The sequence below is a fragment of the Pseudomonas sp. SORT22 genome, from assembly GCF_018417635.1.
GTDB lineage: Bacteria > Pseudomonadota > Gammaproteobacteria > Pseudomonadales > Pseudomonadaceae > Aquipseudomonas.
Genome location: NZ_CP071007.1, coordinates 1,554,764 through 1,568,109 on the forward strand (window position 1 = coordinate 1,554,764; position 13,346 = coordinate 1,568,109).

The 13,346-nt window shown below is 65.8% G+C and carries 15 protein-coding genes and 1 riboswitch; of the genes, 13 read left to right on the forward strand and 2 right to left on the reverse strand.

Translation table 11 applies throughout. The features are described from left to right. Positions 1-92: 92 nt before the first annotated feature. The 3 genes from JYG36_RS07300 (at position 93) to JYG36_RS07310 (ending at position 2,061) form a co-directional block, all read left to right on the forward strand. Positions 93-728, forward strand: a complete 636-nt coding sequence (locus JYG36_RS07300; RefSeq protein WP_045195558.1) for a C40 family peptidase — start codon at positions 93-95, stop codon at positions 726-728. A 134-nt stretch (positions 729-862) separates the two neighbouring features. Then, positions 863-1,396: a C40 family peptidase gene (locus JYG36_RS07305; RefSeq protein WP_093380304.1), complete on the forward strand. Its 534-nt coding sequence runs from the start codon at positions 863-865 to the stop codon at positions 1,394-1,396. 17 nt (positions 1,397-1,413) lie between these two features. Then, complete coding sequence (locus JYG36_RS07310) at positions 1,414-2,061, forward strand: O-methyltransferase (protein ID WP_213603475.1); 648 nt, start codon at positions 1,414-1,416, stop codon at positions 2,059-2,061. 11 nt (positions 2,062-2,072) lie between these two features. On the opposite strand, the gene JYG36_RS07315 is transcribed toward JYG36_RS07310, so the two are convergent. Both JYG36_RS07315 and JYG36_RS07320 read right to left on the reverse strand, forming a co-directional pair. Further along, entirely contained in the window at positions 2,073-3,389 is a 1,317-nt protein-coding gene (locus JYG36_RS07315; protein ID WP_045195552.1) for a PQQ-dependent sugar dehydrogenase, read from the reverse strand. Between the two features lie 68 nt (positions 3,390-3,457). Then, entirely contained in the window at positions 3,458-4,036 is a 579-nt protein-coding gene (locus JYG36_RS07320; protein ID WP_045195550.1) for a hypothetical protein, read from the reverse strand. 147 nt (positions 4,037-4,183) lie between these two features. Then, positions 4,184-4,407, forward strand: a riboswitch (cobalamin riboswitch). A 162-nt stretch (positions 4,408-4,569) separates the two neighbouring features. On the opposite strand from JYG36_RS07320, the gene cobO reads away from it, so the two are divergent. The 10 genes from cobO to JYG36_RS07370 are packed head-to-tail and all read left to right on the forward strand — an operon-like array spanning position 4,570 to position 13,332. After that, on the forward strand, positions 4,570-5,181 hold the full coding sequence (gene cobO / locus JYG36_RS07325) for a cob(I)yrinic acid a,c-diamide adenosyltransferase (RefSeq protein ID WP_010220352.1): 612 nt from the start codon (positions 4,570-4,572) through the stop codon (positions 5,179-5,181). Continuing rightward, the gene (locus JYG36_RS07330; RefSeq protein WP_093380310.1) at positions 5,178-6,473 is read left to right on the forward strand and encodes a cobyrinic acid a,c-diamide synthase CobB; all 1,296 of its coding nucleotides are present in this window, start codon (positions 5,178-5,180) and stop codon (positions 6,471-6,473) included. Before cobO ends, JYG36_RS07330 begins: the two co-directional genes overlap by 4 nt. Continuing rightward, on the forward strand, positions 6,464-7,117 hold the full coding sequence (gene bluB / locus JYG36_RS07335) for a 5,6-dimethylbenzimidazole synthase (RefSeq protein WP_176794226.1): 654 nt from the start codon (positions 6,464-6,466) through the stop codon (positions 7,115-7,117). Before JYG36_RS07330 ends, bluB begins: the two co-directional genes overlap by 10 nt. Next, entirely contained in the window at positions 7,117-8,025 is a 909-nt protein-coding gene (gene cbiB / locus JYG36_RS07340; RefSeq protein ID WP_045195541.1) for an adenosylcobinamide-phosphate synthase CbiB, read from the forward strand. The genes bluB and cbiB overlap by 1 nt, the downstream gene beginning before the upstream one ends. Then, the gene (gene cobD, locus JYG36_RS07345; protein ID WP_093380313.1) at positions 8,018-9,010 is read left to right on the forward strand and encodes a threonine-phosphate decarboxylase CobD; all 993 of its coding nucleotides are present in this window, start codon (positions 8,018-8,020) and stop codon (positions 9,008-9,010) included. Before cbiB ends, cobD begins: the two co-directional genes overlap by 8 nt. After that, positions 9,007-10,461: a cobyric acid synthase gene (locus JYG36_RS07350; RefSeq protein WP_045195538.1), complete on the forward strand. Its 1,455-nt coding sequence runs from the start codon at positions 9,007-9,009 to the stop codon at positions 10,459-10,461. The genes cobD and JYG36_RS07350 overlap by 4 nt, the downstream gene beginning before the upstream one ends. 1 nt (position 10,462) lies before the next feature. Continuing rightward, positions 10,463-10,984, forward strand: coding sequence for a bifunctional adenosylcobinamide kinase/adenosylcobinamide-phosphate guanylyltransferase (cobU, locus tag JYG36_RS07355; RefSeq protein WP_213603476.1), 522 nt, complete (start codon positions 10,463-10,465; stop codon positions 10,982-10,984). Continuing rightward, positions 10,981-12,036 (forward strand): nicotinate-nucleotide--dimethylbenzimidazole phosphoribosyltransferase, encoded by a 1,056-nt coding sequence (gene cobT / locus JYG36_RS07360; RefSeq protein ID WP_093380322.1) that lies wholly within the window; start codon positions 10,981-10,983, stop codon positions 12,034-12,036. The genes cobU and cobT overlap by 4 nt, the downstream gene beginning before the upstream one ends. After that, positions 12,033-12,602 carry an alpha-ribazole phosphatase family protein gene (cobC, locus tag JYG36_RS07365; protein ID WP_213603477.1) on the forward strand — a complete coding sequence of 190 codons (570 nt, stop codon included), beginning with the start codon at positions 12,033-12,035 and terminating at the stop codon, positions 12,600-12,602. The genes cobT and cobC overlap by 4 nt, the downstream gene beginning before the upstream one ends. Position 12,603: 1 nt before the next feature. Beyond that, a complete protein-coding gene (locus tag JYG36_RS07370) occupies positions 12,604-13,332 on the forward strand; it encodes an adenosylcobinamide-GDP ribazoletransferase (RefSeq protein WP_213603478.1) in 729 nt (242 codons plus the stop codon). Positions 13,333-13,346: the final 14 nt, after the last annotated feature.

Here is a 13,346-nt window from a genome sequence, read left to right on the forward strand (position 1 = left end):
ATAAAAGTCACATTTTTTTCGATTGAATTTGCAAATCGATGCGATAGAAGGCATAGTCTCGACTTCTTTAAATTCCAGACACGGTCGTGCCCATGCTAAATCGCTTCGCACCCCTCGTGCCCCTCGCACTCGTGACCCTGCTTTTTGGCTGCGCGACCACCGGTCCCGTATCGCAGCAGCAGGTTCAGCAGCAACCGGTTTCCGCTCAGGTTTCGACCAAGTCCTCCGTCCAGGCGACGTTCGAGGAAGAGCTGGCCACCGAAGAAGAGCTGCAAGATTTCTCCAGCAGCAAGCCTTACCAGCTGCCAGCCCTGGCCGACAACATTCTCGAGCGCGGCATGTCGCTGATCGGTACCCGCTACCGTTTCGGTGGTACCTCCGAGAACACCGGCTTTGATTGCAGCGGCTTCATCGGCTACCTGTTCCGCGAAGAAGCCGGCCTCAACCTGCCGCGCTCTACCCGCGAAATGATCAACGTCAAGGCCCCGCTGGTTGCTCGCAACAACCTCAAGCCAGGCGACCTGCTGTTCTTCAGCACCAATGGTCGCGGCCGCGTCAGCCACGCCGGTATCTACCTCGGCGACGATCAGTTCATCCACTCCAGCAGCCGCCGCAGCGGTGGCGTGCGCATCGACAAGCTCGGTGATCGCTACTGGAGCAAGACCTTCATCGAAGCCAAGCGTGCACTGGCCATGGCTCCGGCCGCGACCACGCTCTCGCGCAACTGATCCTTCGACAGGTTTGACCACGGCGACGTAGCTGAAAAGCTCGTCGCCGTGCGTGTTTACAGAAAGCGTCTAATCTAAATTCTCAACTCTTTTCGGCTCTTGGCCGAAGCGGCTTCAGACAGGATGTTCTGACCATGGCGATGATGGCGCGCTTCGCTCTACTTTCCCTCGCAGCACTGCTCGGTGCCTGCTCAAGTCATGCCCCGGCCCCGCGTAAAGTGGTCGAGCCGGCAGTCATGGCCCCGCAAGTGTATTTCTCCCCGGTTGCCGAAGACGTGCTGTTCCGCGCCCTCGGCCTGGTCGGCACGCCGTACCGCTGGGGCGGCAACACCCCGGATTCGGGTTTCGACTGCAGCGGCCTGATTGGCTACGTCTATCGTGATGCTGCGGGCATCTCGTTGCCGCGTTCGACCCGGGAGATGATCGGCATCCGCGCACCGAGCATCGAGCGCAACGACCTGCAGTCCGGCGACCTGGTGTTCTTTGCCACCAATGGTGGCTCGCAGGTCAGCCATGCCGGTATCTATGTCGGCGAAGGGCGCTTCGTCCATGCCCCGGCCACCGGCGGAACGGTGCGCCTGGACTACCTGTCCAACAGCTATTGGCAAAAGACCTACCTGAACGCCAAGCGGGTGCTGCAGCCAGCGCACCTGGCGCGCAACCCCTGACCTGTGCGAGGTAGACGATGACCGCCCAGACGCTCTACCTCGACGACCCCCTCTACCACTACCTGCAAAGCGTGTCGCTGCGCGAGACGCCGTTGCTCGCCCGTTTGCGTGAAGAAACCCAGGCCCTGCCCGAAGCACGCTGGCAGGTGGCACCGGAGCAAGGCCAGTTGCTGGCGCTGCTGGTGCGCCTGATCGGTGCCGAGCGGGTGATCGAGGTGGGTACTTTCACCGGCTACAGCGCTTTTTGCATGGCTCAGGCCATGGAGCATGGGCAGTTGCTTTGTTGCGACCTTGAGGGCAGCTACAACGCCGTGGCCTGGCGCTACTGGCAGGAAGCAGGGATCGCCGAGCGCATCGAGCTGCGCCTGGCACCGGCGTTGCAGACCCTGGCGACACTGCCATCAGCGCGCTATGACCTGATCTTCATCGATGCCGACAAGGCCAACTACCCGCACTATCTGGAAGAGGCCCTGCGACTGCTGCGAGTGGGCGGGCTGGTACTGTTCGACAACACCTTGTGGAGCGGGCGGGTGCTTGAGCAAAAGCCGGACAGCGAAGATACCCGGGCCATCCAGGCATTGAACCTAAAACTCAAGGATGACCTGCGGGTGGACCTGTCGATGTTGCCGATTGGCGATGGCCTGACCCTCTGCCGCAAACGCTGAGCTCCCCCGGCTTACCGGGCCTTGCTCACCCGCCAGATCGTGTTCCCGACATCATCGGCTACCAGCAAGCCGCCGCGCTGATCGTTGATCACCCCGACCGGCCGGCCCATGGCCTTGCCTTCATCATTGAGAAACCCGCTGAGCACGTCGATCGGCTTGCCCGCAGGTTTGCCGGCAGTGCTGAAGGGTACGAAGATCACCTTGTAGCCACTGTGCGGCTTGCGGTTCCACGAGCCATGCTGGCCAATGAACGCGCCTTGCTCGAACGGTGCCGGCAGCACCCCTGCTTCGGCGAAGGTCAGGCCCAGCGACGCCGTGTGCGGCCCCACCGCATAGTCCGGGGCAATGGCGCTGGCCACCAGGTTCGGATCAGACGGGTTGACCCGCTGATCGATGTGCTGGCCGTAATAGCTGTAGGGCCAGCCATAGAAGCCGCCATCCTTGACCGAGGTAATGTAGTCGGGCACCAGGTCGCTGCCGATCTCGTCACGCTCGTTGACTGCGGTCCACAGCTGTCCGGTGTGCGGCTCCCAGGCCAGGCCGTTGGGGTTGCGCAGGCCCGAGGCGAAGATCCGCGTCTGGCCGCTGGCCGGGTCGACTTCCCAGATCGCCGCGCGGCCTTTTTCCTGGTCCATGCCGTTCTCGCCGACATTGCTATTGGAGCCGACGGTGACGTAGAGCTTCTTGCCGTCACGGCTGGCGATCACGTTCTTGGTCCAGTGATGGTTCAGCGTGCCGCCCGGTAGTTCGGCCACGGCTGTACCCGGGCCCTTGATCGAAGTCGCGCCGGGTTCATAGTGAAAGCGCAGCAGGCGATCGGTGTCGGCGACGTAGAAGTCATTGCCGACCAGGGCCATGCCGAACGGTGAATTGAGGTTCTCGATAAAGGTCGTGCGGGTTTCCGCCACGCCGTCGTGGTCGCTGTCGCGTAGCAGGCTGATGCGGTTGGCGCTGGGCACGCCGGCGCCGGCGCGGTCCATGACCTTGCCCATCACCCAGCCGCGAATGCCCTTGCCGTCATCGGGCTTGGGCGGAGCATTGGTTTCAGCCACCAGGATGTCGCCGTTGGGCAGGGCATAGAGCCAGCGCGGGTGGTCCAGGCCTGCGGCGAAGGCCGCCACCTGGGTGCCGGGCGCGGCCTTGGGCGTCATGCCCTGGGGCCAGCCAATGGCGGGGGCGATGTTGACGGTGGGGATCAGGGTCTTGTTCGGTTCGGGCAATTGCGGCGACGGGCCGACCCCGTCGCTGACCTCAAGGCGGGCGTTCTCGCCGCAGCCGCTTAACCCCGCAGTCACTGCCAGCAGCAGTGCAATCGGCTTGATACCCATGTCGTTTCCCTCGCAATGATGGCCGCTATTGCCAGTAGAGGCACGCCAGGGGTGGGAGGTTCCCCGGGTCAGGCCTGCTTGAGCAACAGGGCGATGCCGGGGTGATACTGGCCGGCTTCGTTGTGCAGCTTGCGGTAGGCGTAGGGAAAGTACCAGGCGATGGCGCAGGCGTTATGCTTTTGCAGGTCGTCGACCAGGTCCTGCAGCTCTTCGGGGCTGGCGTGCTGGCCGGCTTTCCAGGGGCTGGCGAACAGCGCAGCGACTTTAAGCTGGCTGGGCGCGGCAATTTGCCGAGCAGCCTGGACGGTTTCGCCCAGGGCGTTATTCAGGTCGAGCTTGGCGATGCGTGGCCAGCGCTGGCTGGCCTGCAGGTAGGCGGCCTCTTCGCGGTTGGCGATGTACAGGTCGCAGCGGCCTTCGCGATCGCCGTCATCGCGCTGCTTCTTGCTCTGGTGCTGCTGCAGGGTCACCAGCTCGGCCTGCCAGGCGGCGGCCGAGAGCAGCCCGAGGTTGGCCTGGGCGCCGTGCCAATAGGGCGCCTCACCGTCACCGAGGGTCTGGTTGAAGCGGTCGATGCAATCGACCCAGCGTTCCAGGGCCGGGCGCAGGAACTCCAGGCGCGCATTATTGATGATCAGGCCTTGCATGCTGCTCTCCCTTATAGTTGTGATCGAGTACAGCCGAGGTATGGCTATTTGATATCACTGAAGTCAGTGTTGCACAAGATGACAAAGGCGCCATTGATCCAGGCCAGTGCAGCGCCTTTCATTGACGCTCCGGGTGCAACCCTCTAACCTTCGCGACTTGTTTCAGGTGCTCTGCAGGCGATGGCCTGGCAGGGTGAAACAGGGAAGCCGGTGGGCGCGTAAAACGCGCGAATCCGGCGCTGCCCCCGCAACGGTAGGTGAGTCAAGGCTGTGCAGGGCCACTGGGCATTCATGCCCGGGAAGGCGCGCAGCCCCGGGTGTCGATGGCCCCGCTCACAAGCCCGGAGACCGGCCTGTAACAGCCAACGGCATCACGGAGGGTGATGCGCGGTTCCTCCGGCCTGTGCCGCAGCCCTGCGCGTTTTCCGTCTGCCATATCCATTCATCTGTCACACCCGTTCCTTCGATACGCTGAGCAGCCGTCGGCTGCTGCGTTCGGTGAGATCGGCCGACAGTGGTTTGCGGAGAACCTCATGACTGAATCCACCGAGCGCGACGAACGCCACCTGGCGCGCATGCAGCGCAAAAAGGCCGTGATCGACGAGCGCATCGCCAACTCGCCCAACGAATGCGGCTTGCTGCTGGTACTTACCGGCAACGGCAAGGGCAAGAGCAGTTCGGCCTTCGGCATGCTCGCCCGGGCCATGGGCCACGGCATGCAGTGCGGCGTGGTGCAGTTCATCAAGGGCCGCAACAGCACTGGCGAAGAGCTGTTCTTCCGGCGCTTTCCCGAGCAGGTGCGCTACCACGTGATGGGCGAGGGCTTTACCTGGGAAACCCAGGACCGCCAGCGCGACATCGCCGCCGCCGAAGCTGCCTGGGCAGTGTCGCGGCAGATGCTCCAGGACCCGTCGATCGCCTTCGTGGTGCTTGATGAACTGAACATCGCCCTCAAGCACGGCTACCTCGACCTCGACCAGGTGCTCAGCGACCTGCAGGCGCGCCCGCCGATGCAGCACGTGATCGTCACCGGTCGCGCGGCCAAAGACGAAATGATCGAACTGGCCGACACCGTCACCGAAATGGGCATGATCAAGCACGCCTTCCAGGCCGGCATCCGCGCCCAGAAGGGCGTCGAACTATGAGTGATGCGCGCCATTGCCCGGCGGTATTGATCGCCGCCCCGGCCTCCGGCCAGGGCAAGACCACGGTGACCGCCGCACTGGCGCGCCTGCATCGCAACCAGGGGCGCAAGGTCCGCGTGTTCAAGTGCGGCCCGGACTTTCTTGACCCGATGATCCTCGAGCGCGCCAGTGGTGCGCCGGTGTATCAGCTCGACCTGTGGATGGTCGGCGAGCAGGAAAGCCGCCGGCTATTGTGGGAGGCGGCGGGCGAGGCCGACCTGATCCTCATCGAAGGGGTCATGGGCCTGTTCGACGGCACGCCATCGAGCGCCGACCTGGCCCGGCATTTTGGCGTGCCGGTGCTGGCGGTGATCGATGGTACCGCCATGGCCCAGACCTTCGGCGCCCTGGCCCTGGGCCTGGCGCGCTATCAGCCGGACCTGCCGTTTGCCGGGGTGTTGGCCAACCGTGTCGGTACCCTGCGCCATGCCCAGTTGCTTGAAGGCAGCCTGACCGAGGGGCTGCGCTGGTACGGTGGGCTGTCGCGAGAAACCGGCATCGAATTGCCGAGCCGTCACCTGGGGCTGGTGCAAGCCAGTGAACTGAACGACCTTGATGCGCGGCTGGATGCTGCCGCAGCGGCCCTGGGCGCCAGTTGCGATGCGGCGTTGCCGCCAGCGGTGCGCTTTGCCGCGCCGACCGAGTTTGCCATCGAGCCGTTGCTGCAAGGCGTGCGCATTGCGGTTGCCCGCGACGAAGCCTTTGCCTTTACCTATGGCGCCAACCTCGACCTGCTGCGGGCCATGGGCGCGCAGCTGGCGTTTTTCTCGCCGCTGCATGACACAAGCTTGCCAGCCGCTGACAGCCTGTACCTGCCCGGCGGTTACCCCGAATTGCATCACCAGGCGCTGGCGGCCAACACACCGATGCTCGAGGCTATCCGCGCCCATCACCACGCCGGCAAGCCGTTGCTCGCCGAATGCGGCGGCATGCTCTACCTGCTCGATGCGCTCACCGATGTTGCCGGCGAGCGTGCCGAACTGCTCGGCCTGCTGGCAGGCGAGGCAGTGATGCAAAAGCGCCTGGCCGCCTTGGCCCTGCAGGCCGTAGAACTGCCTGAAGGCACCTTGCGCGGGCACACCTATCATCATTCGCTGACCCATACCGAGCTTGAGCCGGTTGCCCGCGGCCAGAGCCCCAACGGTGGTCGTGGTGCCGAGGCGGTGTACCGCCAGGGGCGCTTGACCGCCTCCTACGTGCATTTCTATTTTGCTTCCAACCCCCAGGCGTCGGCGGCGCTGCTGTGTCCATGACTGAACATGCTTTTACCGAGGCCGAACGTGCGGCGGTCTACCGCGCCATCGGCGAGCGTCGCGACATGCGTCACTTCAGTGGCGGCGAAGTCGCCCCCGAGTTGCTCGCGCGCCTGCTTGAGGCCGCGCACCAGGCGCCCAGCGTCGGGCTGATGCAGCCCTGGCGTTTCATCCGTATCACCCAGCGCGAACTGCGCCAGCGGATCCAGGCCCTGGTGGAAGAGGAGCGCCTGCGTACAGCGCAGGCGCTCGGTGAGCGCTCCGATGACTTCATGAAACTCAAGGTCGAAGGCATCAACGACTGCGCCGAGCTGCTGGTGGCGGCGCTGATGGATGGGCGCGAAGCGCACATTTTCGGCCGCCGGACCTTGCCGGAGATGGACCTGGCGTCGTTGTCCTGTGCGATCCAGAACTTGTGGCTGGCGGCCCGCGCCGAAGGTCTGGGCATGGGCTGGGTGTCGCTGTTCGAGCCCCGGGCCCTGGCCGAGCTGCTCGGCATGCCGGCCGGTGCCAAGCCGTTGGCAATCCTCTGCCTGGGCCCGGTTCACGAATTTTACCCGGCGCCGATGCTGGTGCTTGAAGGCTGGACCACAGCGCGGCCGCTGCACGACATGCTGTTTGAAAACCAGTGGGGGGAGTCTTGATGAGCGTGGCGTTGCTGACAGTGGCCGGGGTGGCGCTGGATGCGCTGCTGGGTGAGCCCAAGCGCCGGCATCCGCTGGTAGCCTTCGGGCGCCTGGCCGGGCGCCTGGAACAGCGCTTGAATGCCGGCGGCCGTGGCTGGCGCAGCCACGGCGTCAGCGCCTGGTTCCTGGCGGTGGTGCCGCTGACCTTCATCGCCATGCTGTTGTCCTGGCTGCCGTACATTGGCTGGCTGATTGAAGTTTTGGCGCTGTACTGCGCCCTCGGCCTGCGCAGCCTTGGCGAGCACGTAACGCCGGTGGCCGAAGCCCTGCGCCAGGGCGACCTGGAAAAAGCCCGCCAGCGCGTCGGTTATCTGGTCAGCCGCGAAACCCGCGAGCTGGACGAAACCGCCGTGGCCCGCGCCGCCACCGAGTCGGTGCTGGAGAACGGCAGCGATGCGGTGTTCGCCGCGCTGTTCTGGTTTGTCGTTGCCGGCGTACCGGGGGTGGTGCTCTATCGCCTGAGCAACACCCTCGACGCCATGTGGGGCTATCGTAATGAACGCTTCGAGCGTTTTGGCTGGGCTGCGGCGAAGATCGACGATGTGCTCAACTATATTCCGGCACGCTTGGTGGCGCTGACTTACGCGCTGCTGGGCAAGACCCGCCTGGCCCTGAGCTGCTGGCGGCGCCAGGCGCCGTTGTGGGACAGCCCCAATGCCGGGCCGGTGATGGCGGCCGGGGCCGGAGCCCTGGGCGTCGAGCTGGGCGGGCCGGCGGTGTATCACGGCGAGCTGCACGAGCGCCCGCAACTGGGCGAAGGCCCGCAGGCCGATGCCGACGCCATCGAACGCGGTTGGCGCCTGGTTTGCCAGGGCGTGTGGTTGTGGTTGCTGCTGTTGTGCCTGGGGGCTGAATTCTATGCTTGAACACGGTGGTCGCCTGCAACGCGCAGTGCAGCAATACGGCATCGCCCGCGAAGACTGGCTGGACCTGTCCAGCGGCATCGCCCCGTGGTCTTATTCCATCCCTGAGATTCCGCTGCGGGCCTGGGCGCGCTTGCCCGAAACCGAAGACGGCCTCGAGCAGGCGGCCCGTGATTACTATCAGGTCGAGCAACTGTTGCCAGTGGCCGGCTCCCAGGCGGCGATCCAGGCTTTGCCACGCCTGCGTCGCCCCGGCACGGTCGGGGTGCTGTCGCCGTGCTACGCCGAACACGCCGAAGGCTGGCGCCGCGCTGGGCACCGGGTGCGCGAGTTGCCGCTGGACCAGGTCGATTATTACCTCGACAGCCTCGACGTGCTGGTGGTGGTCAACCCCAACAACCCCACCGGGCAGCTGATTGCTGCCGAGCAACTGCTGGAATGGCATGGTCGCCTGGCCCGCCGTGGCGGCTGGCTGCTGGTTGATGAAGCGTTCATGGACAACACCCCGCAACACAGCATTGGCGCCCATGCCGAGCGCAGCGGGTTGATCGTGCTGCGCTCGTTCGGCAAGTTCTTCGGCTTGGCCGGCGTACGCCTGGGCTTTGTTCTGGCCGAGCGCCAGTTGTTGCAACTGCTCGCCGAACAGCTCGGGCCCTGGACCATCAGCGGCCCGACGCGGATCCTCGGCCAGGCCTGCCTGCTCGACGGCGCCGCCCATCAGCAGCAGATCATCCGCTGCGCCGCTGCCAGCCAGCGCCTGGCCGAGGTGCTCAGTGCGGCAGGTTTCGCCCCCAGCGGCAGCTGCGACCTGTTCCAGTACCTGGTCACCGAGCAGGCGCCGCGCCTGCATGAATTCATGGCCCGGCGCGGCATCCTCCTGCGCCTGTTCAGCCAGCCGCCGAGCCTGCGTTTCGGCCTGCCGGCCAGTGAACCGGACTTTCAGCGCCTGGCCCAGGCTTTCAGCGATTACCGCAAGGAACAAGCATGACCACCCTGATGGTGCAGGGCACCACCTCCGATGCCGGCAAAAGCACCCTGGTGACCGCGCTGTGCCGCTGGCTGTTGCGCCAGGGCATTGCCGTGGTGCCGTTCAAGCCGCAGAACATGGCGCTCAACAGTGCCGTGACCGCCGAGGGCGGCGAGATCGGCCGCGCCCAGGCGGTGCAGGCGCAGGCCGCGGGCCTGGCGCCCCACACCGACATGAACCCGGTGCTGCTCAAGCCCAACAGCGACACCGGCGCCCAGGTGATCGTCCATGGCCGCGCGGTCACCAGCATGAACGCCGTGGCCTATCACGACTACAAGGCCATCGCCATGCAGGCCGTGCTGGCTTCGCACCAGCGCCTGAGCGCGGCCTATCCGGTGGTGATGGTCGAAGGCGCCGGCTCGCCGGCTGAAATCAACCTGCGTGCCGGCGACATTGCCAACATGGGCTTTGCCGAGGCAGTCGACTGCCCGGTGATCCTGATTGCCGACATCAATCGGGGCGGGGTGTTTGCGCATCTGGTCGGTACCCTGGAGTTGCTCTCGACGAGCGAACAGGCACGGGTCAAAGGCTTTGTCATCAACCGTTTTCGTGGCGATATCGCCTTGCTCCAGCCGGGTCTGGACTGGCTTGAAGAACGTACCGGCAAGCCAGTGCTGGGCGTGCTGCCCTATGTGCTGGACCTGCACCTGGAAGCCGAAGACGGTATCGACCAGCGCCAGGGCCTCAAGGCCGGGCGCCAGCTCAAGGTGATCGTGCCGGTGCTGCCGCGCATCAGCAACCACACCGATTTCGACCCGCTGCGCCTGCACCCGCAGGTCGATCTGCAGTTTATCGGCCCCGGTCAGCCGATTCCGCCCGCTGACCTGATCATTTTGCCTGGCTCCAAGAGCGTGCGCGGCGACCTGGCGCAATTGCGTGAGCGTGGTTGGGACCAGGCGATCAGTCGCCACCTGCGTTACGGCGGCAAGGTCCTGGGCATTTGCGGCGGGCTGCAGATGCTCGGCCAGCGGGTGGAAGACCCCTTGGGCCTGGAAGGCCCAGCGGGGGCCAGCGATGGCCTCGGTCTGCTGGATTTTGTCACCGTGCTCGAAGCCGAAAAGCAGCTGCGCAATGTCGCCGGCACCCTGCAGCTGGAGCAGGCGGCCATCAGCGGCTACGAGATTCATGCCGGGGTAACCCAGGGGCCGGCGCTGGAGCGCCCGGCAGTGTTGCTCGACGGCGGCCGCGCCGATGGCGCCATCAGCGCCGACGGGCAGATCCTCGCCACCTACCTGCATGGCCTGTTCGAGGCGCCGCATTGCTGCGCCGCGCTGTTGCGCTGGGCCGGGCTGCAGGAGGTCGAGCAGATCGACTACCACGCCCTGCGCGAACGCGACATCGAGCGCCTGGCCGACCTGGTCGAGCAGCACCTGGACACCGCGCGCCTGCGCCAACTCTGCGGACAGAACTGAAATGCTCAACCTGATCCTTGGCGGCGCCCGTTCGGGCAAGAGCCGCCTGGCCGAACAACTGGCGGTGCAGAGCGGCCTGGCGGTCACCTACATCGCCACCAGCGAACCGCTCGACGGCGAGATGAATGCACGGGTGCAGTTGCACCGCGAGCGGCGTCCGGCCGAGTGGGGATTGATCGAAGAGCCGCTGGAGTTGGCGCGGGTGCTGCGTGCCACTGCCAGTGCCGAGCGCTGCCTGCTGGTCGATTGCCTGACCCTGTGGCTGACCAACCTGCTGATGCTCGACAACCCTGAGCGCCTGGCGGCCGAACGCACGGCGCTGCTCGAGTGCCTGGCAGCGTTGCCGGGCGAAATCATACTGGTCAGCAACGAAACCGGCCTGGGCGTGGTGCCCATGGGCGAGCTGACCCGCCGTTATGTCGATGAAGCAGGCGCGCTGCACCAGGCCATTGCCGAGCGCTGCCAGCGCGTGGTGCTGACTGTCGCCGGCTTGCCGCTTACCCTGAAAGGACCTGCACTATGAGTCAAACCTGGTGGCGTGAAGCCTGTCGAGCTGTCGACCCGATTGTTCGCGAACAGGCCCTGGCGCGGCAACAGCAACTGACCAAGCCGGCAGGCTCGCTGGGTCGCCTGGAGCAGCTGGCAGTGCAACTGGCCGGCTTGCAAGGCCAGCTCAAGCCGAGCGTCGAGCAGGTGTGGATCGCGATTTTTGCCGGCGATCACGGTGTGGTCGCCGAAGGTATCTCGGCTTACCCGCAGGCGGTGACCGGGCAGATGCTGCTCAATTTCGTCAGCGGCGGCGCTGCGATCAGCGTGCTGGCGCGGCAGCTGAATGCTCAACTGGAAGTGATCGACCTGGGTACCATCGACCTGGCCCTGGACCTGCCGGACGTGCGCCACCTGCGCGTCGGCCCGGGCACGGCCAACTTCGCTCGGGTACCGGCGATGACCTACGAACAAGGCCTGCAGGCTCTGCAAGGCGGGCGCGAGAGTGCCCTGCGCGCGGCCGCCAGCGGCGCCCGGTTGTTTATCGGCGGCGAGATGGGCATCGGTAACACCACCGCCGCCAGCGCCCTGGCCTGCGCCGTGCTCGGTTGTCCGGCCAGCGAGCTCAGTGGTCCGGGTACCGGCCTGGACGCCGCCGGTGTGCGGCACAAGGCCGAGGTCATCGAGCGCGCCTTGCTGCAGCATGCCAATCTTGGCGACGACCCGCTGCAGCGGCTGTTGTGTTTTGGTGGTTTCGAGATCGCCGCGCTGGTCGGCGCCTACCTGGGTTGCGCCCAGGCTGGTGTTGCGGTGCTGGTGGATGGGTTTATCTGCACCGTTGCCGCGCTGGTGGCGACGCGTATCAATCCGGGTTGCCGCGACTGGCTGCTGTTCGGTCATCGCGGCGCCGAGCCCGGTCATCGCCGGGTGCTCGCCGAACTCGACGCCGAGCCGCTGCTGGAGCTGGGCCTGCGCCTGGGCGAGGGCAGTGGTGCGGCACTGGCGGTGCCGCTGTTGCGCCTGGCCTGTGACCTGCACGGGCAGATGGCGACCTTCGCCGAAGCTGCGGTAGCGGACCGCCCGGCATGATCATCGACCTGCTGCGCCACGGAGAAACCGAACTGGGCGGCGGCCTGCGCGGTAGCCTCGACGATGCCCTGACTGACAAGGGCTGGGCGCAGATGCGCGCGGCGGTGAGTGATGCCGGCCCTTGGGATGCATTGGTCAGCTCGCCATTGCAGCGCTGCGCACGCTTTGCCCAGGAGCTGGGCGCGCAGTTGAACCTGCCGCTGCAGCTGGCGCCGGGGCTGCAAGAGCTGCATTTCGGTGAGTGGGAAGGGCGCAGCGCGGCAGCGCTGATGCTCACCCATGAAGCCGAGCTCGGCCGGTTCTGGGCTGACCCTTATGCCTACACACCGCCAGGTGGCGAGCCGGTGGCGGATTTCTCCGTACGGGTGTTGCAGGCCATCAGCACCTTGCACCAGGCCCATGCCGGCCAGCAGTTGCTGCTGGTCACCCACGGCGGCGTCATGCGCCTGTTGCTGGCCCGCGCCCGTGGCCTGCCGCGTGAACAGCTGCTGCAGGTCGAAGTGGTCCATGGCGCCTTGTGCCGCCTGGAACTGCTGGCCGACGGCAGCCTGCGCGAGGTGTGCTGAGATGCTGGGGTTCTGGATCGCCCTGCAGTTTCTCAGCAGCTTGCCGGTGCGCCTGCCGGGCATGCCGGCGCCGGAACAAATGGGCCGCTCATTGCTGTTTTACCCGCTGGTAGGGCTGTTGTTCGGGGTGGTGCTCTGGGGGTTGAACGCGCTGCTGGCCGGTAGCCCGGTGCTGTTGCACGCCGCCTTGCTGCTCAGCGCCTGGGTGCTGCTCAGCGGCGCCTTGCACCTGGACGGCCTGGCCGACAGCGCCGATGCCTGGCTCGGCGGTTTCGGCGACCGCGAACGTACCTTGCTGATCATGAAAGACCCGCGCAGCGGGCCGATTGCCGTGGTCACCCTGGTACTGGTGCTGTTGCTCAAGTTCTGCGCCTTGCTGGCGTTGATCGAGCGCGGTGACGGGCTGCTGCTGTTGCTCGCACCGCTGATCGGCCGCGCGGGGTTACTGGGCTTGTTCCTGTGCACGCCCTATGTGCGCAGCGGCGGGCTCGGCCAGGCGCTTGCCGATCATTTGCCGCGTCGGGCGGGCCAGCTGGTGATGCTCGTCAGTGCGTTGGCCTGTGTGCTGCTGGCAGGGTTCAAGGGCCTGTGGGTGCTGCTGGTTGCCGCCATCGTCTTCGCCTGGCTGCGCCACGTGATGGTGCGCCGTCTGGGTGGCACCACCGGTGATACCGCCGGGGCCCTGCTCGAGCTGCTGGAGCTGGCGGTATTGATCGCTTTGGTGCTGTGAGCGGCGAATAAAAG

Excerpts from the sequence above, each read along its gene's own strand:
- JYG36_RS07305 (WP_093380304.1), top strand. The coding sequence starts at position 863 with ATGGCGATGATGGCGCGCTTCGCTCTACTTTCCCTCGCAGCACTGCTC.
- cobD (WP_093380313.1), top strand. The coding sequence starts at position 8,018 with ATGCTTGAACACGGTGGTCGCCTGCAACGCGCAGTGCAGCAATACGGC.
- cobO (WP_010220352.1), top strand. The coding sequence starts at position 4,570 with ATGACTGAATCCACCGAGCGCGACGAACGCCACCTGGCGCGCATGCAG.
- JYG36_RS07350 (WP_045195538.1), top strand. The coding sequence starts at position 9,007 with ATGACCACCCTGATGGTGCAGGGCACCACCTCCGATGCCGGCAAAAGC.
- cobT (WP_093380322.1), top strand. The coding sequence starts at position 10,981 with ATGAGTCAAACCTGGTGGCGTGAAGCCTGTCGAGCTGTCGACCCGATT.
- JYG36_RS07330 (WP_093380310.1), top strand. The coding sequence starts at position 5,178 with ATGAGTGATGCGCGCCATTGCCCGGCGGTATTGATCGCCGCCCCGGCC.
- cbiB (WP_045195541.1), top strand. The coding sequence starts at position 7,117 with ATGAGCGTGGCGTTGCTGACAGTGGCCGGGGTGGCGCTGGATGCGCTG.
- JYG36_RS07320 (WP_045195550.1), bottom strand. The coding sequence starts at position 4,036 with ATGCAAGGCCTGATCATCAATAATGCGCGCCTGGAGTTCCTGCGCCCG.
- cobU (WP_213603476.1), top strand. The coding sequence starts at position 10,463 with ATGCTCAACCTGATCCTTGGCGGCGCCCGTTCGGGCAAGAGCCGCCTG.
- JYG36_RS07300 (WP_045195558.1), top strand. The coding sequence starts at position 93 with ATGCTAAATCGCTTCGCACCCCTCGTGCCCCTCGCACTCGTGACCCTG.
- JYG36_RS07310 (WP_213603475.1), top strand. The coding sequence starts at position 1,414 with ATGACCGCCCAGACGCTCTACCTCGACGACCCCCTCTACCACTACCTG.
- JYG36_RS07315 (WP_045195552.1), bottom strand. The coding sequence starts at position 3,389 with ATGGGTATCAAGCCGATTGCACTGCTGCTGGCAGTGACTGCGGGGTTA.
- JYG36_RS07370 (WP_213603478.1), top strand. The coding sequence starts at position 12,604 with ATGCTGGGGTTCTGGATCGCCCTGCAGTTTCTCAGCAGCTTGCCGGTG.
- cobC (WP_213603477.1), top strand. The coding sequence starts at position 12,033 with ATGATCATCGACCTGCTGCGCCACGGAGAAACCGAACTGGGCGGCGGC.